Genomic DNA, 23136 nt, shown 5'->3' with positions numbered 1-23136 from the left:
CAGGTGTAATTTAATGTTAAATATTATAAACAAAAGACATGAAAATACAGTTAAAAAATATATCAACCCGCTAATTTTCATAAATTTGCAGTAGCGCCAATGAAAAAAAACACCAGAAACAACATACTCATCGCCTTAAGCTATTCTGTTATCTTAATAGTAGGCATGTTTTTGGGCATCAAATTCATTAAGGATCAAGGCTTTGGCGTTAAAAAAAGTCCCCAGCTTGCTCAAAACAGCGATGAAAAACTAAACGAAATCTTACACATCATCAACGGTAATTATGTTGATGACATCAATACCGATTCACTTCAAAATTTACCTATAGACAGTGTTCTGCACCAACTAGATCCACATAGCGTTTACCTGCCACCAACTGATGTTCAGGATATGACCGATAACCTGGAAGGAAATTTCGAAGGCGTAGGCATAGAATATTATATGCTTAACGATACTATGATGGTTACCGGTGTAGTTAAGGATGGACCAGCATATCAGGCAGGAATTAAACTGGGCGATAAAATCCTCAGTATTGATACTGCAGTAGTAAGCGGACGAAACCTACCTAAAGATCAACTTTCCGGTCGTTTCAAAGGTAAATCCGGAACCGGGGTAAGTGTAGTGCTTTTGCACCCGGGCGCATCACAGAGCAACCGCATTATGGTTACCCGCGGCAAGGTAAACATCAGCAGCATTGATGCAGCTTATATGATCAACAACGAAACCGGTTATGTAAGGATCAGTAAATTTGGCGCCAATACAGATAATGATTTCGCTGCTGTAGCCAATAACCTGAAAGCAAAGGGCATGAAAAAACTTATTCTCGACTTGCGCGATAATGGGGGTGGTTATTTTACCGCAGCTACAGGTCTGGCAGATCAGTTTTTGGGCGAGAACAAACTCATTGTGTATACACAGGGAAAGCATGAGCCGCGCACCGATTATTTTTCTACCGGAACCGGATCCTTTCAAAATGGCAAACTGGCGGTTTTGATTAATGAAAATACCGCCTCTGCCAGCGAGATTGTAGCCGGAGCTATACAAGATTTAGGCCGGGGGATTATTGTTGGCCGCCGTTCTTTTGGTAAAGGTTTGGTACAAGAGCAATTTGCTTTTGGTGATGGCTCTGCACTGAATTTAACTATCGCACGGTATTATACACCATCCGGTAGAAGTATCCAAAAGTCCTACAAAAAAGGTTATGATGCGTATAAACACGAGCTAGACGAACGGATGATGGATGGGGAACTTACGGGAGACCGTACATCTTTCCAGGATTCTATCGAGAAAGCCGAAGGAGTAAATATCCAACCGAGCAAAAAAGTTAGACCGGTTGGCGGAATCCAGCCAGATATATTTGTCAAATTGGACACCAATGGCTATAATAAGTTTTACAGCAATTTAGTTAGCAAAAAAATACTTTCGGATTACGTCTTTAATGTACTCACAAATAAATACAGTGCCAGTTTTGTAGAACAGAACATTAATATCTTTACGATAAACGACAACGACTTTAAGGATTTTATCGGATTTCTTCAACGCAAAAATGTAGCAATAGACCGCTTTCAATTGTACAATTCGAAAAATGTGATCTTAAATGATCTTAAAGCTTTACTGTGTCGCTATTATCTGGGCGACGTAGGTTATTATAAGGCCGTAAACCAAACCGACAATGCCGTGAGGCAGGCACTCCTCAACCTCCAATAGCCATATTTTATATGTTTCCGGTATACGATTAATTTAAGAATTCGAAATTATATTTTAATTTTAAAATTAAAAAAAATATAATATTCTAATTTTAACGATATTATTAACACTATATTCTGTTTTAAGTAAATTTGCCTGCAAATCATATCATTATGGAAACGAGCAAATTAGCAGCAAAAGATCAAAAAGTATTAAAAGACCTTCTGGAAAAAGTTAAGGAACAAACCGATTTATTTTTAGGTTACCCTGTGGCTAAAGATTTTGATTACCAGGCGCTTTCCGACTTTTTAAAATACCCGATGAATAACCTGGGGGATCCTTTTGTGACTTCGACCTATGGTGTTGGATCTCGTGAACTGGAAAAAGAAGTAGTGCATTTTTTTGCCGAACTTTTTCGTGCGCCAGCTGATAATTGGTGGGGTTATGTAACCAATGGTGGTTCTGAAGGTAACCTTTATGGCTTATACCTTGCCCGCGAATTACATCCTAAAGGAATGGCCTATTACTCAGAAGCTACGCATTACAGTGTGCAGAAGAATCTGCATTTACTTAATATGCCTAATATTGTGATCCGTACCCAGAAAAACGGAGAAATCGATTATAAAGACCTTGAGCATACCATTAGAATGAACCGCCACATGCCTGTGATTATTATGGCCAATATTGGCACCACTATGACTGAAGCACGTGATGACGTGGGCAAAATTAAAGCCATTTTGAAAAAACTGGCCATCCAACATTATTATATTCATGCTGATGCGGCACTTTCTGGCACCTACAGCGCACTAATTGAACCAAGACCAGCATTTGACTTTGAAGATGGTGCGGACAGTATCGCTATTAGCGGCCATAAGTTTCTTGGTTCACCGATGCCTTGTGGCGTATTGGTGGCCAAAAAGTCAAACCGCGATCGGATCGCCCGTTCTGTAGCTTATATCGGAAATATTGATACTACCATTACGGGTTCAAGAAATGGCCATAGCCCCTTATTTTTATGGTACACCATTAAACATTTGGGCATAACAGGTTTAAAAAACAGAGCCATGCACAGTTTAGCAACAGCGGCTTATACCGAACGAAAACTTCAGTCGTTAGGTATCTCAGCCTGGCGGAATGCCAATGCCATCACCGTAAATTTCCCGACCCCTTCTGCAGAAATCTGCAAAAAATGGCAGCTTGCGGCTGAGCATGGAAATTCGCACATCATCTGCATGCCAAATGTAACGCAATCGCATATCGACCTCCTCATTACCGACCTTAAAGCCGAATTGGTATTGCAAGATTGAGTTTATACAAACATTTCAATACGGCTGACGTTTAATGATGATATATATATTGAACAGATTTAAATGAAAATAATCATCGTAGGGGCTACAGGCACACTGGGTAAAAGAGTAGCTGAAACTTTTTCGCAAAAACACGAAATCATCCGAGTTGGAAATACCAAAGGCGATATCCAGGTTGACATTACCAATGAAGCATCGATTAAAAATATGTTTGAGCAAATCGGAGCTTTCGATGCCCTGATCAGTACGAGTGGGAAAGGTCCTTTTTCGCCTGTTAATCAGCTTACGGGCGAAGTATTTAAAAGTGGCTTGCTTGATAAACTACTGGGCCAGGTTAACCTGGTGCTTATCGGCCAGCATTACATTAACAAAGGTGGCTCATTTACATTAACTTCGGGTATATTGGCCGAAAATCCTGTTGCCGCAGGTTCAGTATTGAGTACTGTAAATGGTGGCCTGAACGCATTTGTTATGGCAGCTGCCCCGGAACTTGGAAACGGGATCCGCATAAATGCCATCAGCCCTAACGTGGTTGAAGATTCGCCTGCTTATTTCGATTCTTTCCCCGGAGAGATCCCGGTTACCATGGAAAAGGTAATTAAAGCTTATGAGAAGAGTGTATTGGGTATTATAACGGGACAGGTGATTAGAGTTTATTAACGACCTGAAGCATGTTGAAAAAGTCTGCAATGTGATGATTTAATAAAAGCCTATCGTAAAATTACACTTATCCAAAAGTCCAAAGTATATATTAGCCTTTATAACCAAACGGGTATGATAGAAACAGAACGCCTCATTTTAAAACCTTTAACGCACGATCAGCTTTTAAAATATATTAAAGACGATCATTCTTTAGAACAAGAATTTGGCCTTTTACCAACTAAAAAAAATATTTCTCCTTCGCTTCAGAAGGCGTTGGAACAAACGATTTTACCTAACGTATCTGATCAGGACAAGGATTATCTATACCATACTTTATGGACAATTATATCCAAACCAGACAACAGGATGGTAGGTGATATCTGTTTTGTTGGTGAGCCTGATCAAAATGGCGAAATCGAAATCGGTTATGGCACTAATAAAGAATTCAGGGGCAGAGGATTTATGACTGAAGCGATTGGAAGATTAATTGAATGGGCCAGGGAACAGCCTAAAGTAAAATCAATTTTTGCTGCCACAACAAAGGACAATGTGGCCTCTTATACCATTCTAGAAAAAAACAACTTTATCCATATTGGTGAAGTTGATGATATGTTAAGCTGGAAAATAGAATTAAAGTAAGCTTCACTGCCAATGCTACTAGTCTTAGCCTACCGCAAAGATATTGTTTAGTTTTTTGCTACTTTATTAATTTAAAACGAAGACACGGAAAATTACGGAATAGTGCTCGCGTTTACCATTCTCATTTGCAAAGAGGAGGCCTTGAAAATGCCGATTTTATCTACTTTCGATTCCTATTCCCACGTTACAAATGTGGATCTCCTTCATCCTCGTTACAAACCAGGACGATAGTAAAATATTGAAACCTGGTCGAATCAAAGGATAAATAAGTTATCTGTATAGCTATAATATTAAGATATTACAATACAATCTCAAATAAACTTAAACTGATTCCTTCATAATGTTTTGGTAATCCATCTGTTTTTTCCATGGTTACTACCCCAACATAATTAAACCCACAATCGGTATAATATTCCAGAAGCTTTTTATTATCCGCCCAGGTATCCATTCTAATAAATTTAATGTTATTCCCTACCGCATAATCTTTAGTCCATTTTATAATTTCCTTCACAAAAGCATAACCCCTAAAATCAGGATGGGTTACAATCCTATGGATATAAATTGCATCATGATCACGCGCTCCCCAAATTAAAGGATCGTTAAATGTAACGGCAAATACACAGGCTACTACCCCATCTATGAGGATTTTATATTGACGGTTTTCATTAATTTCGGTCTGCACCATATCCATGTTGAAGCCTTGCCAGTGTTTGTTAAATACTTTCTTTTGGTGAGCAATAGCCAAATCATAAAATTCGAAAATGACATCGATATCTGTTGCCTGGCTATTTTGTATTTGTAATTGCATGTGGTAAAGGTAGGGATTACTAATAACATTGTCCTTTAGAGCGGTACTGCAGCCAAATTAATAAATCTGTCTAGATAGATATCTCCACTTCGCGTTACTCCGGTTAAGATGACGACTATTTTGTTGAGATACCTTACCTAAGCAGCCTTTATGCGAGGGAAGTAAATTAATTAAGGCACGGCGCCAATACCTTACGGATTCTTCACTGCGCTCAGGATGAAAATGCTGTACAAACAAAAGCAGGACTACTTTCGCTATCGAATGCAGTCCTGCTGTAAAATAATATTGGTTTTTCAGGCATATAGATCTTAGCCCTCCACCTTTTAACCATCAACCTCAATCCTATTTCTGCCTGAAATAAATCTGAATCGGCGCACCAGAAAAATCGAAATTCTCCCTCAATTTATTCTCTATAAAACGCTTATATGGATCTTTAATGTACTGAGGCAAATTACAGAAAAAGGCAAACATTGGCGAATTTCCGTTGATCTGTGTGATATATTTGATCTTGATGTGTTTTCCTTTTAAAGCCGGTGGCGGGAATTTTTCGATCAGCGGCAACATTACATCATTTAATTTTGATGTAGGAATTTTTTTGCTCCGGTTTTTATAAACCTCCAAAGCTGCCTCTATTGCTTTAAAAATACGCTGTTTGTTCAGTACTGATGTAAAAATGATCGGCACATCGGTAAATGGGCGGATACGCTCATGAATCTGCTCTTCGAATGCTTTCATCGTTTGCGTATTTTTTTCGATCAAATCCCATTTGTTTACCAGAATGACAATGCCTTTTTTGTTTTTTTCGGCCAAATGGAAAATATTGATATCCTGGCTTTCAATTCCCTCAACCGCATCAATCATTAACACCACTACATCAGCTTCTTCCAAAGCTTTAATGGTGCGCATTACCGAATAAAACTCCAGATTTTCTTTTACCTTGGTCTTTTTACGTAATCCAGCTGTATCGATCAGCATAAACTCATGACCGAATTGATTATAGTGAATTTTGATGGAATCGCGGGTTGTACCTGCGTTTGCAGTCACAATATTCCGTTCTTTACCAATTAATGCATTAACCAAAGAAGATTTACCCACATTCGGACGACCAGCAATGGTTACCTTAGGTAATTGATTTTCTTCCTCTTGAATGTCTTCGAAATTTTTAACAATTTCATCCAACAACTCTCCTGTTCCGGAACCCGTCATAGATGATAAAGGGTATACTTCGCCTAAGCCAAAACCGTAAAAAGTATGTATTTCGTTATATAGGGCGGTATTATCTACCTTATTGGCGCAAACAAAAACAGGTTTATTGCTCCTGCGCAATACTTGGGCAATGTCATCATCCAAATCGGTAATACCGGTGGTTACATCTACCATAAAAATCAACACCGTAGCTTCTTCAATAGCAATCATCACCTGCTCACGAATGGCCGCTTCGTAAACATCTTCTGAGTTAGCGACGTAACCACCTGTATCAATTACAGTAAATTGTTTGTCGATCCACTCGCCTACGCCATAGTGCCTGTCGCGGGTTACGCCGCTCATGTCGTCTACAATAGCTTTACGGCTTTCGGTTAATCTGTTAAAAAGGGTACTCTTACCTACGTTCGGCCTGCCTACGATGGCTATAATGTTACTCATGGTCTTCTTTTGATAGTTAATGGCTGTAGTTAATGGGCCTGGTGTTTTAAACAAGCTGTTCAAAAATTTGGCTATCAGCCATTGACTATCAACTACTAACCGATTTATTTCGGGCTGCAAAGGTACGGTTATTTTTTCGTAACCTCTATTAATATTAATTTTTATACTTTTCTAAAAGTCCTTTTATTACTTCTTCTGTCAATTCATTTCCTTGCAACAAAGGGAAACCTTCCCACCTTACAATCCCTTTTGGATCGATGAGGATAGCGTGCGGAATACCTTTAACCTCAAGCGAATCTTTCATAGTCCCTTTAGTATCTATGGCTTCAGAATAGTTGATCTTCGGATTATTAAAAGCTTCAACTTTTTCCGCAGCTTCATCAGAAATACCAATAATTACAATTTCATCTCCATATTTCTTCTGGATATTGTTTAATACGGGTATATATGCACGGCATGGCCCACACCAGGTTGCCCAAAAATCAATCAGCATAAACTTTCCTTTGGTATCAGGCTGTTTCGAAATCCATTTTTCAACAATGAGTTCCGGCGCCTTTTCGTTAAGGATAGATTTAGCCCACAACTTTTTACCATGATTTGATTCCTGGGCAAAAACCAATGCATTGATCAACAACAGGAGAAACGTTAAATTTTTCTTCATACCCTAAAAATCGAAATTAATTATCGTAACCGAAGCTTTTTAAATAATTCTTTTTACTTCTCCAGTCGGGAATTACCTTCACAAACATCTCCAGAAACACTTTGCTATCTAAAAATTTCTCGATCTCAGCACGCGCTTCGGTCCCTACCTTTTTTAACATGCTTCCACCCGTACCAATTAAAATATTTTTTTGTGAATCGCGTTCGACTACAATTTCTGCCGTAATTCTGATCATGGCACCTTTGCCATTTTTCATTTCCTCTTCTTTAAAACTCTTTACAATCACTTCGGTACTATAAGGAATTTCTTTCTGATAGTTGAGGAAGATTTTTTCGCGGATCATCTCCGAAACGAAGAAACGCTCCGAGCGGTCGGTTAAATCTTCTTTGTCGTAGTATGGCGGATGTTCTGGCAGCATATCGAGTACGCGATCCAGTAATCCGTCTACATTGTGTTTATGTAAAGCCGATATCGCATAAACCGCAACCGGATTTAATTTTTCCTGCCAGTAGGCAATTTTCTCTTCTACCTGTTCTTGTGTAGCCTGATCTATTTTATTGATCAACACAACAGTTGGAATATCTTTATTCAGGATTTTATCCAGAACGTCGTCTTCATCATACACCTCATTAATGTCGGTTACAAATAAAAGTACATCAGCATCGGTTAAAGATCCGTTAACAAAGCTCATCATACTTTCCTGTAAACTGTATTTTGGCTTAATTATACCCGGAGTATCAGAGAAAACAATCTGATAATCTTCTTCATTTACGATACCTAAAATACGGTGCCTCGTGGTTTGCGCCTTTGGGGTAATAATGCTAAGCCGCTCGCCCACAAGCACATTCATAAGGGTAGATTTACCTACATTTGGTTTACCTATTATACTAACAAAACCTGCTTTATGCGCCATTAAAATATTTTTTAAAAAAAATTTGCAGTACAAAGAAACGAATTATATCTTTGCATTCCAATTCGGAAACAGAGTTAAGGATTTAATTCATAAAAACGAGTTGTATGTAGAGTGCGGGGTGGAGCAGTTGGTAGCTCGTCGGGCTCATAACCCGAAGGTCGCACGTTCGAGTCGTGTCCCCGCTACCAAGAAGTTGGGAGTTGAGTGTTTTTAGTTGGGAGTAGTTCAAACTAAAGACTTCAAGGTCAAAACTCAGATTAATGGCCCGTTCGTCTAGGGGTGAGGACGCCAGATTTTCATTCTGGAAACAGGGGTTCGATTCCCCTACGGGCTACAATCCTGCTTTACGATAAGTAGAGCAGGATTTTTTGTTTTTCAGAAAATTTGAATCCTTCTTAAAACTATTTAAATGCAGATTTTGGTTCGATTCCTTCTAAGTCAACCCAAAAGGAAATATCGAAACAGTAAAAGCTTAGCCAAAAAGTTCAGCGGACTTATAAAATACCCGAAATGTTTAGCGAGTTGAATTTTCCAAGTAATTCTAAAAGGATAATAAGTGAAATACCTTTAGAACTGCCAAATTATCAATTAAATGATCAAGATTATCAGTCAGTGATTCAGCTGGATTTTCTCTTTAAAGCTTTCTAACAAAATTATTAAAAAATTCCGACAATATTAAATTAAATAAACCGGGCTTTTCGTATGCTCCAAAGTGCGTGGCTCCCGGCATAACAAATAATTGGGAATTTGGAATATGCTGAAAAATACCTATCGTATGATCGATATTAATAGCATCTCTATCCCCGGACATTACCAGCACTGGAGCTGTAATATCTTTCAGGTCAGATAAAGGTATATTAGGATAATTTACCATCAATTTATTTAACTGTCTGTCTTTTTCATTTTTCCCATTTTTTGAAGCATTTACAATGCTTTCATAAACTTTCGGAGCAAATGCCTGTTCATTTGCCTGAATGTTAGCGCCCCAAACAGCTAATTTCCTTACTTTATCAGGATGCTTCATTGCCAACAATAAGCCGATTATACCCCCGTCGCTCTGTCCCCAAACGTATGCGCTATCTATATTTATTTTTTCCAATAAATTGTTAATGTCATCGGCCATCAGATTGTAAGTTAGTTCTTTTCCGTTGTCGCCTGAGTTTCCCTGAGCTCTATTATCCACTGCAATAACCTTGTAAGTATTTTTAAAATCTGCTATTCTGACTTTATTACCCGAAATTGAACCTCCATTGCCGTGTAATAACAACAAAGGTTTTCCACTCCCATAAATCTCATAATATAGCTTAATTCCATTGACAACTGCATAATTCCCGGCTTTTTCATTGTTACCATAGTTGGTATATTTACATTCAATTTGTAAAGAGAATTTTCCATTAAATGAGGCCTTGGGTTCAATGCTAAATTTTACACCATCAAAATTTACCTGCCTGTTATTTGTACCTGCAATCCAATTTTGAAAATCTCCGTTCTCAAATCCTCCATTTTCTATTGAAACATTTTCCCATTTACCTGGAGATAATTCTACTTTCAATTTAAAATCATCAAATGAAAAGATACCATCATTTGTACAATACCCGCCTATTTCAAACGTTTTGGCGCCGCTATCGATTTTTCCCTCAATAATAGAAATTTCCCAGTTTGAATTACTTTTTAAGCTTTGAACAAGATCTGTATGAAAACCGACACTATTATTCTTTTTCCTTATTAAAGCAATAACTGAAGATTTCGAATTATCTGTACCTCTCAATACTTTTGTAGCCACTTTAAGCTGAAACCGCTTTCCCGCAAACTTTTCCACCTCTACATTTTGAGAAAAATATGCTTTATCTCCAACGACGTTTGTAGGAATCACTTGTGCGAAGAGATTATTTGTTAAGACACATTGTAGTACAAATATCAGCCCTAGTTTAATTGCAGTCTTCATCATGAAGATTTTTTTGTTGTAAATTCAATGTTATGGGGATTTTCCGGCCCATATTTTAATCCTTACCAAAGAGACGCAGTAACCAGTATAGTGTTGCATAAAATTTCTTTTTTGCGATCTTCCATTGAACAGTCATGGCGTATCTGTATATAGAGTGCAGGTTATCATTTAAAAATTAATCGGCGAATTAATTAGATAGCCACACAGTTGGCCAGGTAGAATATCGCTGTAGCAAAGTTACAGGGAAAGATCAGATCATTTACCTGCTAATCGCTTCAGGTCTTTGATAAAATGGTTCGAGATTTTTCCCATTTGGGCTACACTAATAACAAAAAGTTGATTTAAAGCGATACCGCTGACGATCAACTTTTTTCGTTTACGGGTATCGTTTGGTATCGTGCCTGTCGGGAATTTTGCCTCCCCTATACCTTCCCCCTTTTTGCAAGACCAATAACAAAATCAGCGTCAGAAAAAATAATTCACTAAAAATCAAGCATATAATTTAAATATCCCGAAAATCTTTACGAAGACTTTTGAAAACTGAAAATATTATATACCTTTGCACTCCCTCAAACGGATATTTGAGGCGAAAAATAGAGTGCGGGGTGGAGCAGTTGGTAGCTCGTCGGGCTCATAACCCGAAGGTCGCACGTTCGAGTCGTGTCCCCGCTACCAATTCAGTTGGTGATTCTCAGTTGGCAGTTTACTGCAAATTGAAAACCGGAAATTAAATACTGAAAATGGCCCGTTCGTCTAGGGGTGAGGACGCCAGATTTTCATTCTGGAAACAGGGGTTCGATTCCCCTACGGGCTACATAAGTGAACGACCTATTAGGGTTGTTCACTTTTTTTTATGAGACTACCCTACTGACTATTAGAGATTTAAAATTGTAGTTTCTTCAAAATAAAGGTGTTCGACAATTCATCGAATCTTACCTAGATTCTAATTTCTTTTTAAAAAAACTTCTTGAGCTTTGTTGAAGAGCTATTTAGGTGTTCGATTTACGCTTAAGGTCTTTGACTATTCCAGGATCCTCTAGACGTCTAAATCTCTTAGCAAGCAAATAAAGAACGTCCAAAATTATACCCGCCTGAGTTTCATCTGCCTCAATACCATTACGCTTTAATACTCTGATTGCTTGATTAACAGTAACCGCTCTGTTTGAAAAGTCTTTAGATTTATTATTTGTGGATGATTGCATATTCGTATGTTTTTAAGATTTATAATGAAAGACAACACACTGAGATGAAAACTGAGATAAGCTAATTTGTATCAGCAGTAATTGATAACAAGTGATAACGCTTCGTCAAATTGTATGGGCGCAAGGGTTTTAGTAATTGGATTAATCTTTGAGGGCATAAATAGGCTTATTATGCTGCGCTTATCTTCAATATCTTGATTAGCATAGGAATGAAAAACTGTCACATCTTCCCGAGGCCAAACATCATAATTCCGGCAGGCACTTAGCAGACTGCTGGTAGCACTCTCTAATTGGCTATTCAAATAACCTGATATTTCATTATGCTCTTTTTTAAAGCTGCCAAAATCTTCAAAGTCAATTTTTTCACTTAAATAAAACTTCCTTGCCTTTGACATCAAATTTTGTTGTTTTGAAATTTTATCGAGGATCGCTTTTCGTTCATTGATATGTATTTTCCGAGTTGAATAGATATTTTCATCTTCAAGAATTAAATTAAAAAGCTCATGAATCTCTGGTCTAAGACGAATCTTCTTTAATTCATCCTCATAAGACTCATTTAATTTATCAGCTCTAAATCTACCCTTGCAATTTGGTTTAGCACAATGGTAATATGCATATTTTGCCTTTTTGCCTTGAAAAAAACTTCCTGTCAACTTACTATTACAAAAAGGACAAATTAAAAATCCTCGCAGTGGAAACCACAGAAATAAGTTTTTCTTTTTACCTCTTATCCTTCTTCGGCTGTTCAAAAAGGCTTGTACCTCGTAAAACAAACCTTCTGAAATTAATGGCTGATGATCACCCTTGATAAATTGCTGCTCTTCGATCTTGGAAGCGCGCAAGGTAATGATACCACAATACATAGGATTGCGAATAAGTTTCCAAAAATTGGTCTTACCGCATTGAAAACCGTTGGCACATGCCATTCTTCTGACCTCCTCAACATTTAGCCTGCCTTTAACTAGTTCTTTAAAGGACCATTTTATAAAATCTGCCTCTGGTTGTTTTGGAGCAATAAATTTTTTTCCCTCCAGAGAGGTGAGGTTAATATACCCAATTGGTGCTTTTCCGGCCCATCGGCCCATTTTCTTTGCTCTTCGCATCCCATCAGAAGTATTTAATCCTCGTCTATGGTTTTCTGCCTCAGGAATAGACAAATAGACCGCAAGCATTACAATGCTCTCCGGAATTTCAAAATCAATCGGCTGATCGATAGCCATGGCCTGCACATTTAGACTCTTTAATATTCCCATCATCTGATACGCATATTGAATATTGCGACTAAACCGATCCCATTTAAGAAATAATATATTCTGTGTGTGCCGATGTTTATTCTTTTTAATCATAACGATCAGTTTCTTCCATTCTGGTCGGTTAAAGTCCTTTGCAGAATAATCTTCACGGAAGACGCCTTTGATCTCAATATTGTTTACCTCGCAATATTGAATCAGACGGTCTTCCTGTTCAACAAGGGAATAGCCTTTCCTTTTTTGCTCGTCAGTACTTACGCGTACATATAAATAAGCTGTCTCCATATTTTTCATTTTAATTCTATCTGCTTACCACTAATTAAAACTCGATCGTACAGACATTATTATCCTATATTTCGAGACAGGTTTAGATAAAACAAATCATTGTGTATGTTTTATTAACCATTGGATAGCATTAGGATTTGGAAGGGACGGATATGTTTGAAAGTTCACTATTTATTAAAGATCTATAAATAAAATTGATAATATTATACAAATATTTGCCATACTAACACTCTCAAACGATGCTCCATAAGATAACTAAAATCAAAGGGTTTGGTGTTCTTGACAATTTTAGTCCAGAGCTAACAGTAAAACCTTTTAACATTTTCAACCTTATTTATGGCTGGAACGGAAGTGGGAAAACCACACTGGGACGTCTGCTCCGATGCCTAGAAACCAAATCAAACCATGAAGAGTATAAGGATGCTGACTTTTCAATTGAACTCTCAGACAAGGGGAAAGTCGAATCAAAATCCTATTCTCACAATCTCGACATCAAGATCTTTAACCAGGATTTTATAACAGAAAACCTAAATCTGTTCGATGCTCAAACCAAGCCGATCATTTTTATTAGTAAGGAAAAAGTTGATGAAAAAAAGGAACTTGATAAACAAAAGGAGAAGCTGAGTGAGAAGCTAAAAGAGTCTCTCTCCACATCAAAAGAATATGATGCCCTTGAAAAGGAAGTGGATGAATTTCATAAAAACACTGGCAAAGTCATCAAAGATTTTCTTTTGGGAACGGTATATGCAAATGTGACATACAATAAAAAGACCTCAGCGGATATCTGGAAAAATCTATTGACCAAACAGAAATCCATTGAAAGTTTTGAGCTTTCTGAAACCGAACTGATCAAAGAAAAAAATTATACCTTACCTAATAGTAAGAAGGAGGAAATTTTATTAACGGGGCTTCCTCAGAACATTGATATCAACCGGCTTTCTGAAGTTGAAAAGGAAGTTCACAAACTAATTTCAACCAATATAAGTGCTAAAGTTATCGAGAGACTTAGAGATAATCCTGACATTGGAAAATGGGTATCCGATGGCCTTGCCCTTCACAAATCTCACAAAAGCGTGGATTGTGAGTTTTGTGGCGAACCACTAAAAAAGGAGCGTCTTTTGGCCCTGGAGGGACATTACAGCAAAGAATACGGAGAATTAATGAGTGATCTAACTCAATATATTGCTAAACTTGAAAAGGGTATCCGGCCGGAATTGGTTAATGAAAGCCACCTAATCTATGAAAGTCTGTGCCTCACATACAACAATGCAATAAAAGATACTAATAGGACGCTGCTGCTCGCCAATGACAAGATAACCGGCTGGATAAAACTGCTGTCGGACAAGATTGCAAATCCCTTTTTAAATATAGGTCAACAGGTTTCAGACACCGGAGCATTCGCCGATTTCAACACTGAATTAGAAAAACTAAAGGCAGTAATTTTAGAGCACAGTATTTTAAGGACGAAGATTTTATTAAAAAATTTGGAAAAAGATTGAAGCATTCACGAAAAAGTGCAGGTCCATATACATCAAGGAAGGAAGAACGAAAACTGTCATCATACTAAAAAAAAGATACGAAACTTTCGAAATACAATATCGGCCATTTAGGCGTGCCTGATCAATCGATAAAGGAAGAAGTTAAACATAAGGTTTACAAAACGAAAAGTCAAAGTTATCTCTCTGGAAACTTTTTTATCAATTGAGCCAGGCTACTTTCTTCTTCCAGATTTGCGAACGATTTCAGGAACAGTCGTAGCAAGTGTACGTATGATAATTGGAGCTGAAATACCAACATGAAAATAAACAATCTTGTTGAGCTTCTCGTTTCCTTCGAAGTATACAAATCCTAATATTCCGCTTAATGCTAAATTGAAGAGGATTACAAGATAGTACGCAATAGATTTAAAATCAGGACGCCGATCCGCAGGTGCAGAAAGTCCATCAATCAAATTAAGTATCTGCAATGTCGCACCGCCAAGGAGGCATAAGCAAACAGGTTCTGGTATTAGTGCCATATCAGTCTATCCGGTTTTTAAACGCACCTATAACCTTATCCATTAGCGGAGCTTTGTCCCTAAACACATCTCTGGAAGTGTACAATGGCTCACCCAATTTTACGCGATACGAAGATCGCACAAAGTCTCCTGAGTTAGTAACAATCTCTGCGATCGATGCCAGATCTATCTTCGTCGCATCTGCAATTTCTTCCAATGTTTTCCAGTAATCATTTTCCAGCCGCTCAAAATAGAGCAGAATGGTCTTCTTTTTACTTTCAAGTTTACTATCCATAACAAATAATTAAAGTGTACTCTTAAATTCGGCAACAGTCTTTTTCTCCCATTCATAAAAGGTTTGTGGATTTTTCCAAAACTCTTTCCAAGAGTCATTTAACAGACGATTCACCTTATCACTATTACTAGGTGAAGCCACTTGACAACCGATCTGCATCACTCCTGTAAGGCAAAACTCCGCGGCACTTTTTAATATTTTTTCCGGAAAGGCGATGAAATATTCGCTGCTCGGCTTTTGTCCAATGATCTTCATGAACTCATCCCACTTTAGCTTGATCTGCTTCGCCTCTTCTTTGAAACCTATCTGTTCTAAGGCGATCAGACAGCATCTCATTCTTGCATCACCTGCCGGATGAGTGGTAATTTCATGGGTCGGAGTCTTGCAAAGATCCCATGACATCTTTGTGCACATATGAAGGTTCGACCAAAGATATGCGGGACCAAGCATGTAGGTTGCGTATAAGTCACAAAAAAACTCAACTGACCACTTCTGTAGCCATGAATCTTTATAGATATAAATGGGATCAAACACACCGGTGTCCAACTTGTTTATTTCCCTTCTTTTAATCTCTTCATCAAAATGTTTTTTGACAGTAAGATTAAAATAGCCAAGATTGGTCTGAAAAGCCTCCACCTTAGGGTTGGCCAGTTCTATCAATGGATGGCCCAATTCATGATAAAGGTCTGGAATGTGCAGTACAAATTCGGATTCCAGTAAAGGGATACAGATCAAGCCATAGTCAGGATAGATATGATAATACTTCTGCGACAAGCACGATGCTACTGGCGGTGGTAATGGATAGTTAATTTCACTACAGATTTCCTGTACCAATTTATTCACAAAATCATCGTCAGGGGATTTTCTGCTCATCGCAGCGATCACAACATTCTCGATCTTGGAAAGCATGCCCGAAGCATTCTTAAATCTCGAAAACTTCGATTTAAGGTTTTTTGGATCACTATATTCCGTATCGACAAGCAATGTGTCAAGGTAATCGATAATCTCCTTGATTTCATTATTAGCGAAATTTGCCAGCGAAGCAAAGTGCGCACCTAAGGTGCGAGACCCAGGGATCTTCGACATCAAAGCCTTTCCCTTTCCTATAGCCTCTCTAATGGCACCCTGGATATAATTTACCATTTATTCTCCCATTATTTTAGATAAAGCTTCGCTGTTTTCCATCTCAATCACATCAGAAATAAATTCGATTTTTGGAAGGAAAGCAGCAGTATCATTTGCCCTGATCTCTTTGATGATCTCGTCAAGATACTGTTCAAAATCTATACCCGCTAGTCTTAATTCCCGCTCGACAATATTTGATAACAATTGAAACGCAGGCAAAGTACTGTTCTCATCTTTCAACTTATTAATAAAGTCAACCAAATTCTCCTTCAACCCTTCATCGACCTCTTGTTTAACTTTTGCCTTCACCACAAAATTGGTTAGTAGCTGAAGGAATCTACCAGTTATACTAAATGTGTTTGTATTTAGGCCTATGCTACTCATCTTATATATATTTAAAAGTGAACTGATTTAAGAATATCCAACGATTCAAGATCAAATTCGCTGCCAAGCGTATTGATTCTTCTATCGGTAATTTTAATAGTGACAGGGAATCTTGAACAATCATCCGGCTTAGTATAGGCTAAACAAGATAAATAGTACAGATCTTTTAATACTTTTTCGAAGGCCATCACTCCCGAATTATATTTCACATACAACGGAATGGAGCTGCCCTGGTGTCTGAACTCACGTCCAGTCGTGCAGACAAAAGCTTCCTTTGCGTTTAGCATCACATAAGAGCCAATTTCCGGATTTAAAACCTTTCCATTATCTCTTCTTTCATTTCTCATATCATATGGGCCAGTGACCTCAAAAAGTCTAAAAGGCACAATGGAGTGTTTGGGAATTTCCAAAATATTGACAGAACAATTCTCTGGCAGGACATTTTTTTGTTTAAGAACTACCACGGCTTGTAAAATCCCATCCTTTTCCCTTTGAAAAATCCTCCCATCTCTATGGATAACAATATTCTGGATAGCATAATCCAAATGACGCTCCATCTTCGTAATATTTTGTACAAGCATTTTCAGTACTTGCCCGGTAGTCAATCGCTCCCTATTACTTGACTTATCGAATTGGGTTAGAATGTTCTTGGAATACTTATCAACAAAGGTAAAGCCAGCTATCTGCTTTTTTACATCAATCCCAATAGTCAGGTCTGCATTGAGTGGGGTGTTCAAAACGTATGGCCAACGTTCATTATTCAATAATACCTGATTCACCGCAACTCCGAAAACGTATCCGGTATAACGTCCTGCCATTTCCCGCTTGATTTCGTAACTGCTTACGCCGCCAGCTTTTTTATATACAAAGCATGAATCCAAAGTATCACTATGCATAATGCTAGCGGTTAATCCATGTTCTCCCAAGCATTCAGACACTACCAACGCCGCCAATTGGTCGTGCTGCCGTTTGACCCGTTCCACATTTGAAGGCAACATCACCACTGCATATCCCCCCTTTTGATTTTTTACCTTCTCTTTTATTTTCCTAAGGATCTCGAAACCCACATCTACCGAATCTTTCTTATTTCTATTATCATAGATAATTATTTCGGGTTGCCAACCGGTTTCAGTAGGATGCATCGAGTCTACTTTAGCTATCAGGTCGGAAAGAAAATAGTCCCTGTTCCCATACATATTAAACACAGTTTCCGGGACAACGAAATATTGTTTTTCAAAAGATGCAACAGAATAAAATCCTTTATCGGTAAGCAACGCCTTCCTCGTTTTTCCTAAATCCCTTAATGTCACGACATGCGCATCCGTAAGTCTACGATTCGTTGTCAACACAGTGTTACCACCTAATAACATATCTGGTACAAAGAATTTTTTCTTCGGCACTTTAACGGGTTCGGGATTTATATTCAATTTAACACGGCCGAATTGAATATTCTTAAAGTAGCGTTGAAAAGCTGCCCGGGTATACATACGGCGATAAAAAGGCTCAAGAATGGATTGCCGATGTAACTTTCCAACTTTAGGGTCTTCAGTATCGAACACCTGGTAACAAAGACCTGCAATCACGCGCCTTTCTTCATTGTCATTAGTCTTATAGATCAGCACTGAAGCATTATCGGGCAAATTGGCAACTTCAGGCGGCATAGAGTGCCCAAATTTTGATCGGACATCTTCCAACAATGAAACTGTAGCGCCATCTGTCGGCCTCTGGAACTTAAACTGAGACGCATCGAGATCACTATACTGTTCAGCTCTGAATTCATATTTCTGGCCGCCATATTGATATATAAAGTGTGGCCTAGACCCTCCAAGTCTTTGAAAATCCTTTCTGGTCAAATGAACAGGCAGAGGCGCTTCGGATATGTATTTTTTAGTCACATCAATTGAAAAGCCTAAGCCCCCACCCGGAATCTCCACCACCCTCACAAAAAATCCGTTATAAATAGCCACCCCATCAACGACCTTGATTGGATCCTGACTGAAGAATGCATCGCCAGATGTTGGCTGCCAAAGCATTGGAAGCTTATTTAGTTCAGTTTGAATATCGAATTGTAGAAATCTTAGTACGATTTCCTTTACGGATTCATAATTCACAAAATCAATTGGGAATGTTTTATCAACCCTGTTAAGATAAATCATATCGTCCCTTTTCACACGAAACTCTGATGGCACACTGTCAATGATCTTCGCATCATTCCTTATCACAAGAAAAGGCTTTCCGTGTTGATGGATTACCGTTACAGGATGCTTTAGCGCGTATGAAAGTTTTTTAACTATGTATTGGATATTGTTATCGTAATCCTCCGAATCTTGGAGACCTACTATCTCGAACATTACAAAGTCGCCCGAAAGCATATGTAAATTTTCTATACGGAATATATCCGTTTCATAGAGAGTAATATTAGTGTGATACGTTTTCATATGCCTTGGTTTTACAGATATTTTTAAATGAGCAGGTATGACAATTTTCTATATAATAGGTCGTTTCAAAATTCGACGGATCTGATTCTCCATACTTTTTATGGCAACCTTTCTGATACATTTCTATTACCCCCCTTGACATCCGATCACTCAACTCTTCTAGCCGTTCGGCAGTTACCTCATAATCCCGTCTAATTCTATCTGGATGTAATAATTGGTACTCCGACAATTTGTAGTCAAAAATTTGATGCGACTTCAAGTTAACCGGGAAGTCTACATGGGGCTTGGTCGCAGCCACTTTAAAAAGAGCTACGGCGTAGGAAATTAGCTGTTCGTCATAGGTGTGTATACCAAAAGTGTGCACCTTCCAATCGACAATATGGGGAGGGCGATCTTCGAAGAACACTATTAAATCCGGCTTTGATGAAACTGGCAGCCCACTAAACTGGTAATGCAGCGAACGTTGACTAACCAAAAGTTTTGCTGACCTTAGATAGGAAATAAATTCGCCATCATCCAACAGGTTGTTTAAAGCCGCATGAATATCCTTTCTGGCGTCTATTAATGCCTGTTCGCTACAGTCTAAACCAAACTCGAAATTAAAAAGCGCCGCGAAATCAGCATCCTGGCTAAATTTTCTACCTGGTTCACGGTATTTTTGAAAAGCAGCATACTCTAACTGCGCATCAAACTGACGGTCCGCTTCTCCAATTAGATAGCCCCGATCGATATTCATCTTTCTGTTGATCGTTGGAACCAATAAACGGCTTACGATGTCATCGACGATTTTGCCACGCCAAGACTCTATAGAATCAAGTTTGGACAGGATAGTCACTTCTTTTCGAAATGGATCATTTTTCACGCGGCCGTCTGCAACGATATTTTTGAAATACCATTGAAGCTCGCACTTTTGAAAGATCTTATATCCTGTATGCGTAAACATCCTCTATTTTTTACGTGATCTGATAAACTTTAAATAATTCAACAACTCTACCTCTTCTTCATCCGATATCTCGCCAATACGGTGGGCGGCTGCGCCGGTGCTAATTCTAGCTTGCTCCTGCTTGCCCGGTACTGGATAACCAACTTTTTCCATCAGCAACTCGTAACTCACCCCATAATATGTCGCCAGCTTATGCAATGTCAACGGTGACGGTTGCTTAATCTTCCCTGACTCGAGCTGACTTAGATAGGCGTTTGACACATCAGTCGCTTTTTCCACCTCACGCAAGGTCAACTGTTTCGATTCTCTCAATGCCTTAAAATAGGGCCCGTAATTTTCCATAAAAAATAAGCTTTGCTAATTATTACAAGCAAATATAGAAAACATTGCTAAATATCGCAAGCATGAAAATAAAATAATACTTATTTCCTACAAATCCAGCGATTTAGCCTTGGAAATGAGATAGATATGTAGCGCATATAACTGCCCCATCGACAGCTTCCCGGAAGCAAACGGCCTTAGATCGGCTATTGATGGAGCTTGCAGATGCTGGACCTTTGGAATTATTTCCTCTATTAATTCCGCAGGTATAAGATCTGGCAACCGAACTTCTCCGGTAGGTATGAATGTTGCCAAATGAGATTCTATTGCGGGGATACCAAGTGACCGATGTGCAGCAATTTCTCTGATAGACCGCCCTTGTAAGAAAAGAATGAGGCTTTGGCTTTCGGTGGATGTAGCTTCGACGATAGGTAGGATAGTTGGCGATTTAACTTTGGCAGGCCTTGGATCCTTTGATCGGGCTACAGAAACTTCAGGCTGATATGCTATGCCCTTCTCTATTTCATTCAATAATTCCGAAAGTGAACTTATGGATCTAATTTTATTCTCCAATTGCTTGATATGTTCCTTAAATAAATTTGTCCTGCCTCTGAACATATAATCGTCCTGATGAGATTTTAAGAGATGTTTCAAGGGAGTGATGCACTTACTGCGAAGTTCCTGAGAAAAATAGTTATCAGCTTTCGATAAACGCTCTGCCAGTATAGTCCAATCAGATTCGTTTTTATGTGATAGCCGTCCGACAATCTCATTTAAAAATGTCATAGCCTGCTTTTTTAGCACCGCCAACTTATCATAAATCGAACTTATCGCCACATCGCCTTTTATATCTGTTGCAAAGGATTCGGTTAGCTTTTGCCAATCTAAAACTTGCCGGCATAGGTTTTCTATGTAGGAAAATTTAGCAACCCTTAGTTCGTTTTGTACCTCAGACTTTCCCAAAATATTGAATTTTGTTTCGTCAATAACAGGAGCTATGACAACAGAGGGATCGATTTTCTTTTTGAGGAATATTCCGTTAATCGTCTTAATCCGGCTTAAGGCGACATAAACTTGACCAGCAGCAAAGGCATCCGAGAGGTCAAGCACGGCACTATCAAACGTCAATCCCTGGCTTTTATGCACTGTTATTGACCATGCCAGCCGTACAGGGAACTGAGTAAATGTTCCCAGCACTACCTCTTTAAACTTCTGAGTTGCTTCATCAGTTTGGTATCCCACATTTAACCAAGTTTCCTTCCCCAAACCAGCTACAGTGTTATCATCAAATCTGACTTCAATAATTTCACTTGTCACTGATACCACAGTACCGGTCTTACCATTGTAAAAACTTTGTTTAGGAGATGTATCGTTTTTAATTACCATAACTCTACAACCAACTTTCAGATTAAGTTCCATCTCAACAGGAAATTTATCCTCGGGGAATTCGTCATTTATTTGGGCTGAAAAAGTATAAAGCTTGTTTTTCAATTTTCCAAGTTCCTCGATGTTTAATTGCGAAGCCTTTCTATTATGTGTAGTCAATACAATGGTATTATCTCGAGGCGGCATCACTTCATGACGTTGGTTTAGTATGTCAATTTCAGCCTGGGAAATTGTACCTTTCCGAACTGAATTAAGTAAGGAGATAAATTCTGGGTCACCCTGCCGATATACAGTTTTGAGTTCAAGAGTTATTACCTTTAAACTACTGAAAACGTTGGAGGCATAAAAATATGAACTTTGAGATATCCGATTATCGATCAGTTCATCTTGCTGCTTTACTACTGGGGGTAACTGATACAAATCTCCAATAAAAAGCACTTGTATCCCGCCAAGGGGCCGTCGGTCCTGCCTTACTTCACGTAAAATGGCATCAATAGCATCTAGCAAGTCAGCCCTCAACATTGACGCTTCATCAACTACGAGAATTTCAAGCTCGCGTAAAAGGGCTCTTAACGGGCCAGTTAATCGATATTCCGGAACTCCAGATTGATAGGCGATCTGAGAGGGCATACCGAAAAGAGAATGTAAAGTTATTCCACCAGCATTAATCGCTGCTACACCGGTTGGGGCTGCTATAACCAACTTCTTATGTGAGTGTAATTTAAGAAACCGTAAAAAGGTGGTTTTTCCCGTTCCCGCACCACCCGTCAGGAAGATATTCCGCTCGGTATGATTGATATAATCTAAAGCTATTTCCGCATCATTTTTTGATTCCTTTGTATCCATATAAATCGTTTAACAGTAGAATGTCAGTCATCTAGTTCAGCCAATCTGGCCACTTCATTCCAAAGACAAAATATTATCAGTAAATTCTTCTTTTGCTACTTTCCATCAAATATTATATTCAAATCATTTATACAGTAGGAATTTCGTTTTTACAGAACAAGTATCTTTGGTTATTCTCCTTATATAAAAACCTATGCAGTTTTATTCTCTATCTCTTCTTTGTTGTAACTCATGATTTGAAGTGAGCTAAGCGCTCTAATCCTGGTCTCTCTTCTTTTTATTAAGGCCATTTCCTGATCAAAGCCCCGGTCGAACAGATATTCACAGTAATCCTGAATCTTGTCAATCTCACCATCCTGGAAAAAGTGTTTATTTTTCTTTGCCCAGCCTAAGTATATATTCATCAGGTCACCGATATGA

General features: G+C 38.5%; 20 protein-coding genes and 4 tRNA genes. 9 read left to right on the top strand and 15 right to left on the bottom strand.

The annotated features are described in order from the left end of the window. Positions 1–99: 99 nt before the first annotated feature. From ACK1I8_RS20460 to ACK1I8_RS20445, 4 genes are all read left to right on the top strand, one after another. A complete protein-coding gene (locus tag ACK1I8_RS20460; protein ID WP_412467113.1) occupies positions 100–1707 on the top strand; it encodes a S41 family peptidase in 1608 nt (535 codons plus the stop codon). 152 nt (positions 1708–1859) lie between these two features. Next, entirely contained in the window at positions 1860–2993 is a 1134-nt protein-coding gene (locus tag ACK1I8_RS20455; RefSeq protein ID WP_412467112.1) for a histidine decarboxylase, read from the top strand. 63 nt (positions 2994–3056) lie between these two features. Continuing rightward, positions 3057–3653, top strand: coding sequence for a short chain dehydrogenase (locus ACK1I8_RS20450; protein ID WP_412467111.1), 597 nt, complete (start codon positions 3057–3059; stop codon positions 3651–3653). Between the two features lie 114 nt (positions 3654–3767). After that, positions 3768–4274, top strand: a complete 507-nt coding sequence (locus ACK1I8_RS20445) for a GNAT family N-acetyltransferase (protein ID WP_412467110.1) — start codon at positions 3768–3770, stop codon at positions 4272–4274. A 298-nt stretch (positions 4275–4572) separates the two neighbouring features. Here the strand turns inward: ACK1I8_RS20445 and ACK1I8_RS20440 are convergent, their stop codons facing one another. The 4 genes from ACK1I8_RS20440 to era form a co-directional block, all read right to left on the bottom strand. Continuing rightward, complete coding sequence (locus tag ACK1I8_RS20440; protein WP_412467109.1) at positions 4573–5082, bottom strand: GNAT family N-acetyltransferase; 510 nt, start codon at positions 5080–5082, stop codon at positions 4573–4575. Positions 5083–5424: 342 nt separating this feature from the next. Further along, on the bottom strand, positions 5425–6726 hold the full coding sequence (gene der / locus ACK1I8_RS20435) for a ribosome biogenesis GTPase Der (protein WP_293787459.1): 1302 nt from the start codon (positions 6724–6726) through the stop codon (positions 5425–5427). Between the two features lie 154 nt (positions 6727–6880). Further along, positions 6881–7387: a TlpA family protein disulfide reductase gene (locus ACK1I8_RS20430; protein WP_412467108.1), complete on the bottom strand. Its 507-nt coding sequence runs from the start codon at positions 7385–7387 to the stop codon at positions 6881–6883. Positions 7388–7403: 16 nt separating this feature from the next. Further along, positions 7404–8300, bottom strand: a complete 897-nt coding sequence (era, locus tag ACK1I8_RS20425; protein ID WP_412467107.1) for a GTPase Era — start codon at positions 8298–8300, stop codon at positions 7404–7406. 112 nt (positions 8301–8412) lie between these two features. Between era and ACK1I8_RS20420 the strand changes: the two genes are divergently transcribed. Both ACK1I8_RS20420 and ACK1I8_RS20415 read left to right on the top strand, forming a co-directional pair. Then, positions 8413–8488, top strand: a tRNA-Met gene (locus tag ACK1I8_RS20420). A gap of 74 nt (positions 8489–8562) precedes the next feature. Beyond that, positions 8563–8634, top strand: a tRNA-Glu gene (locus tag ACK1I8_RS20415). A gap of 300 nt (positions 8635–8934) precedes the next feature. Here ACK1I8_RS20415 and ACK1I8_RS20410 read toward each other — a convergent pair. After that, positions 8935–10248 (bottom strand): alpha/beta fold hydrolase, encoded by a 1314-nt coding sequence (locus tag ACK1I8_RS20410; protein WP_412467106.1) that lies wholly within the window; start codon positions 10246–10248, stop codon positions 8935–8937. Between the two features lie 596 nt (positions 10249–10844). On the opposite strand from ACK1I8_RS20410, the gene ACK1I8_RS20405 reads away from it, so the two are divergent. Both ACK1I8_RS20405 and ACK1I8_RS20400 read left to right on the top strand, forming a co-directional pair. After that, positions 10845–10920: transfer RNA gene (locus ACK1I8_RS20405), tRNA-Met, on the top strand. 67 nt (positions 10921–10987) lie between these two features. Next, positions 10988–11059: transfer RNA gene (locus tag ACK1I8_RS20400), tRNA-Glu, on the top strand. 459 nt (positions 11060–11518) lie between these two features. Here ACK1I8_RS20400 and ACK1I8_RS20395 read toward each other — a convergent pair. After that, on the bottom strand, positions 11519–12991 hold the full coding sequence (locus ACK1I8_RS20395) for a recombinase family protein (protein ID WP_412467105.1): 1473 nt from the start codon (positions 12989–12991) through the stop codon (positions 11519–11521). Between the two features lie 230 nt (positions 12992–13221). On the opposite strand from ACK1I8_RS20395, the gene ACK1I8_RS20390 reads away from it, so the two are divergent. Then, positions 13222–14481 (top strand): AAA family ATPase, encoded by a 1260-nt coding sequence (locus ACK1I8_RS20390; RefSeq protein ID WP_412467104.1) that lies wholly within the window; start codon positions 13222–13224, stop codon positions 14479–14481. Between the two features lie 212 nt (positions 14482–14693). On the opposite strand, the gene ACK1I8_RS20385 is transcribed toward ACK1I8_RS20390, so the two are convergent. The 9 genes from ACK1I8_RS20385 to ACK1I8_RS20345 all read right to left on the bottom strand — a co-directional run bounded on the left by ACK1I8_RS20385 (position 14694) and on the right by ACK1I8_RS20345 (position 23120). After that, complete coding sequence (locus ACK1I8_RS20385) at positions 14694–14999, bottom strand: hypothetical protein (protein ID WP_412467103.1); 306 nt, start codon at positions 14997–14999, stop codon at positions 14694–14696. A gap of 1 nt (position 15000) precedes the next feature. Further along, positions 15001–15273 (bottom strand): hypothetical protein, encoded by a 273-nt coding sequence (locus ACK1I8_RS20380; RefSeq protein ID WP_412467102.1) that lies wholly within the window; start codon positions 15271–15273, stop codon positions 15001–15003. A gap of 9 nt (positions 15274–15282) precedes the next feature. Beyond that, the gene (locus tag ACK1I8_RS20375; RefSeq protein ID WP_412467101.1) at positions 15283–16416 is read right to left on the bottom strand and encodes a hypothetical protein; all 1134 of its coding nucleotides are present in this window, start codon (positions 16414–16416) and stop codon (positions 15283–15285) included. Then, complete coding sequence (locus tag ACK1I8_RS20370) at positions 16417–16782, bottom strand: hypothetical protein (protein WP_412467100.1); 366 nt, start codon at positions 16780–16782, stop codon at positions 16417–16419. A gap of 11 nt (positions 16783–16793) precedes the next feature. Further along, positions 16794–19220 (bottom strand): hypothetical protein, encoded by a 2427-nt coding sequence (locus tag ACK1I8_RS20365; RefSeq protein ID WP_412467099.1) that lies wholly within the window; start codon positions 19218–19220, stop codon positions 16794–16796. After that, positions 19201–20163 (bottom strand): PD-(D/E)XK nuclease family protein, encoded by a 963-nt coding sequence (locus tag ACK1I8_RS20360; RefSeq protein ID WP_412467098.1) that lies wholly within the window; start codon positions 20161–20163, stop codon positions 19201–19203. Before ACK1I8_RS20360 ends, ACK1I8_RS20365 begins: the two co-directional genes overlap by 20 nt. Before the next feature lie 3 nt (positions 20164–20166). After that, positions 20167–20505 (bottom strand): helix-turn-helix domain-containing protein, encoded by a 339-nt coding sequence (locus tag ACK1I8_RS20355; protein ID WP_412467097.1) that lies wholly within the window; start codon positions 20503–20505, stop codon positions 20167–20169. An 87-nt stretch (positions 20506–20592) separates the two neighbouring features. Further along, complete coding sequence (locus ACK1I8_RS20350; protein ID WP_412467096.1) at positions 20593–22716, bottom strand: AAA family ATPase; 2124 nt, start codon at positions 22714–22716, stop codon at positions 20593–20595. A 191-nt stretch (positions 22717–22907) separates the two neighbouring features. Continuing rightward, positions 22908–23120, bottom strand: coding sequence for a hypothetical protein (locus ACK1I8_RS20345; protein ID WP_412467095.1), 213 nt, complete (start codon positions 23118–23120; stop codon positions 22908–22910). Positions 23121–23136: the final 16 nt, after the last annotated feature.

Source organism: Pedobacter sp. KLB.chiD (assembly GCF_047040275.1).
Lineage (GTDB): Bacteria > Bacteroidota > Bacteroidia > Sphingobacteriales > Sphingobacteriaceae > Pedobacter.
This window is presented reverse-complemented; position numbering and strand designations above follow the sequence as displayed.

Coding starts and splice junctions, on each gene's coding strand:
- ACK1I8_RS20370 (WP_412467100.1), bottom strand. CDS start 16,782: ATGAGTAGCATAGGCCTAAATACAAACACATTTAGTATAACTGGTAGA.
- era (WP_412467107.1), bottom strand. CDS start 8,300: ATGGCGCATAAAGCAGGTTTTGTTAGTATAATAGGTAAACCAAATGTA.
- ACK1I8_RS20430 (WP_412467108.1), bottom strand. CDS start 7,387: ATGAAGAAAAATTTAACGTTTCTCCTGTTGTTGATCAATGCATTGGTT.
- ACK1I8_RS20365 (WP_412467099.1), bottom strand. CDS start 19,220: ATGAAAACGTATCACACTAATATTACTCTCTATGAAACGGATATATTC.
- ACK1I8_RS20350 (WP_412467096.1), bottom strand. CDS start 22,716: ATGGATACAAAGGAATCAAAAAATGATGCGGAAATAGCTTTAGATTAT.
- ACK1I8_RS20460 (WP_412467113.1), top strand. CDS start 100: ATGAAAAAAAACACCAGAAACAACATACTCATCGCCTTAAGCTATTCT.
- ACK1I8_RS20410 (WP_412467106.1), bottom strand. CDS start 10,248: ATGATGAAGACTGCAATTAAACTAGGGCTGATATTTGTACTACAATGT.
- ACK1I8_RS20355 (WP_412467097.1), bottom strand. CDS start 20,505: ATGGAAAATTACGGGCCCTATTTTAAGGCATTGAGAGAATCGAAACAG.
- ACK1I8_RS20385 (WP_412467103.1), bottom strand. CDS start 14,999: ATGGCACTAATACCAGAACCTGTTTGCTTATGCCTCCTTGGCGGTGCG.
- ACK1I8_RS20390 (WP_412467104.1), top strand. CDS start 13,222: ATGCTCCATAAGATAACTAAAATCAAAGGGTTTGGTGTTCTTGACAAT.
- der (WP_293787459.1), bottom strand. CDS start 6,726: ATGAGTAACATTATAGCCATCGTAGGCAGGCCGAACGTAGGTAAGAGT.
- ACK1I8_RS20455 (WP_412467112.1), top strand. CDS start 1,860: ATGGAAACGAGCAAATTAGCAGCAAAAGATCAAAAAGTATTAAAAGAC.
- ACK1I8_RS20445 (WP_412467110.1), top strand. CDS start 3,768: ATGATAGAAACAGAACGCCTCATTTTAAAACCTTTAACGCACGATCAG.
- ACK1I8_RS20395 (WP_412467105.1), bottom strand. CDS start 12,991: ATGAAAAATATGGAGACAGCTTATTTATATGTACGCGTAAGTACTGAC.
- ACK1I8_RS20375 (WP_412467101.1), bottom strand. CDS start 16,416: ATGGTAAATTATATCCAGGGTGCCATTAGAGAGGCTATAGGAAAGGGA.
- ACK1I8_RS20360 (WP_412467098.1), bottom strand. CDS start 20,163: ATGTTTACGCATACAGGATATAAGATCTTTCAAAAGTGCGAGCTTCAA.
- ACK1I8_RS20450 (WP_412467111.1), top strand. CDS start 3,057: ATGAAAATAATCATCGTAGGGGCTACAGGCACACTGGGTAAAAGAGTA.
- ACK1I8_RS20345 (WP_412467095.1), bottom strand. CDS start 23,120: ATGAATATATACTTAGGCTGGGCAAAGAAAAATAAACACTTTTTCCAG.
- ACK1I8_RS20440 (WP_412467109.1), bottom strand. CDS start 5,082: ATGCAATTACAAATACAAAATAGCCAGGCAACAGATATCGATGTCATT.
- ACK1I8_RS20380 (WP_412467102.1), bottom strand. CDS start 15,273: ATGGATAGTAAACTTGAAAGTAAAAAGAAGACCATTCTGCTCTATTTT.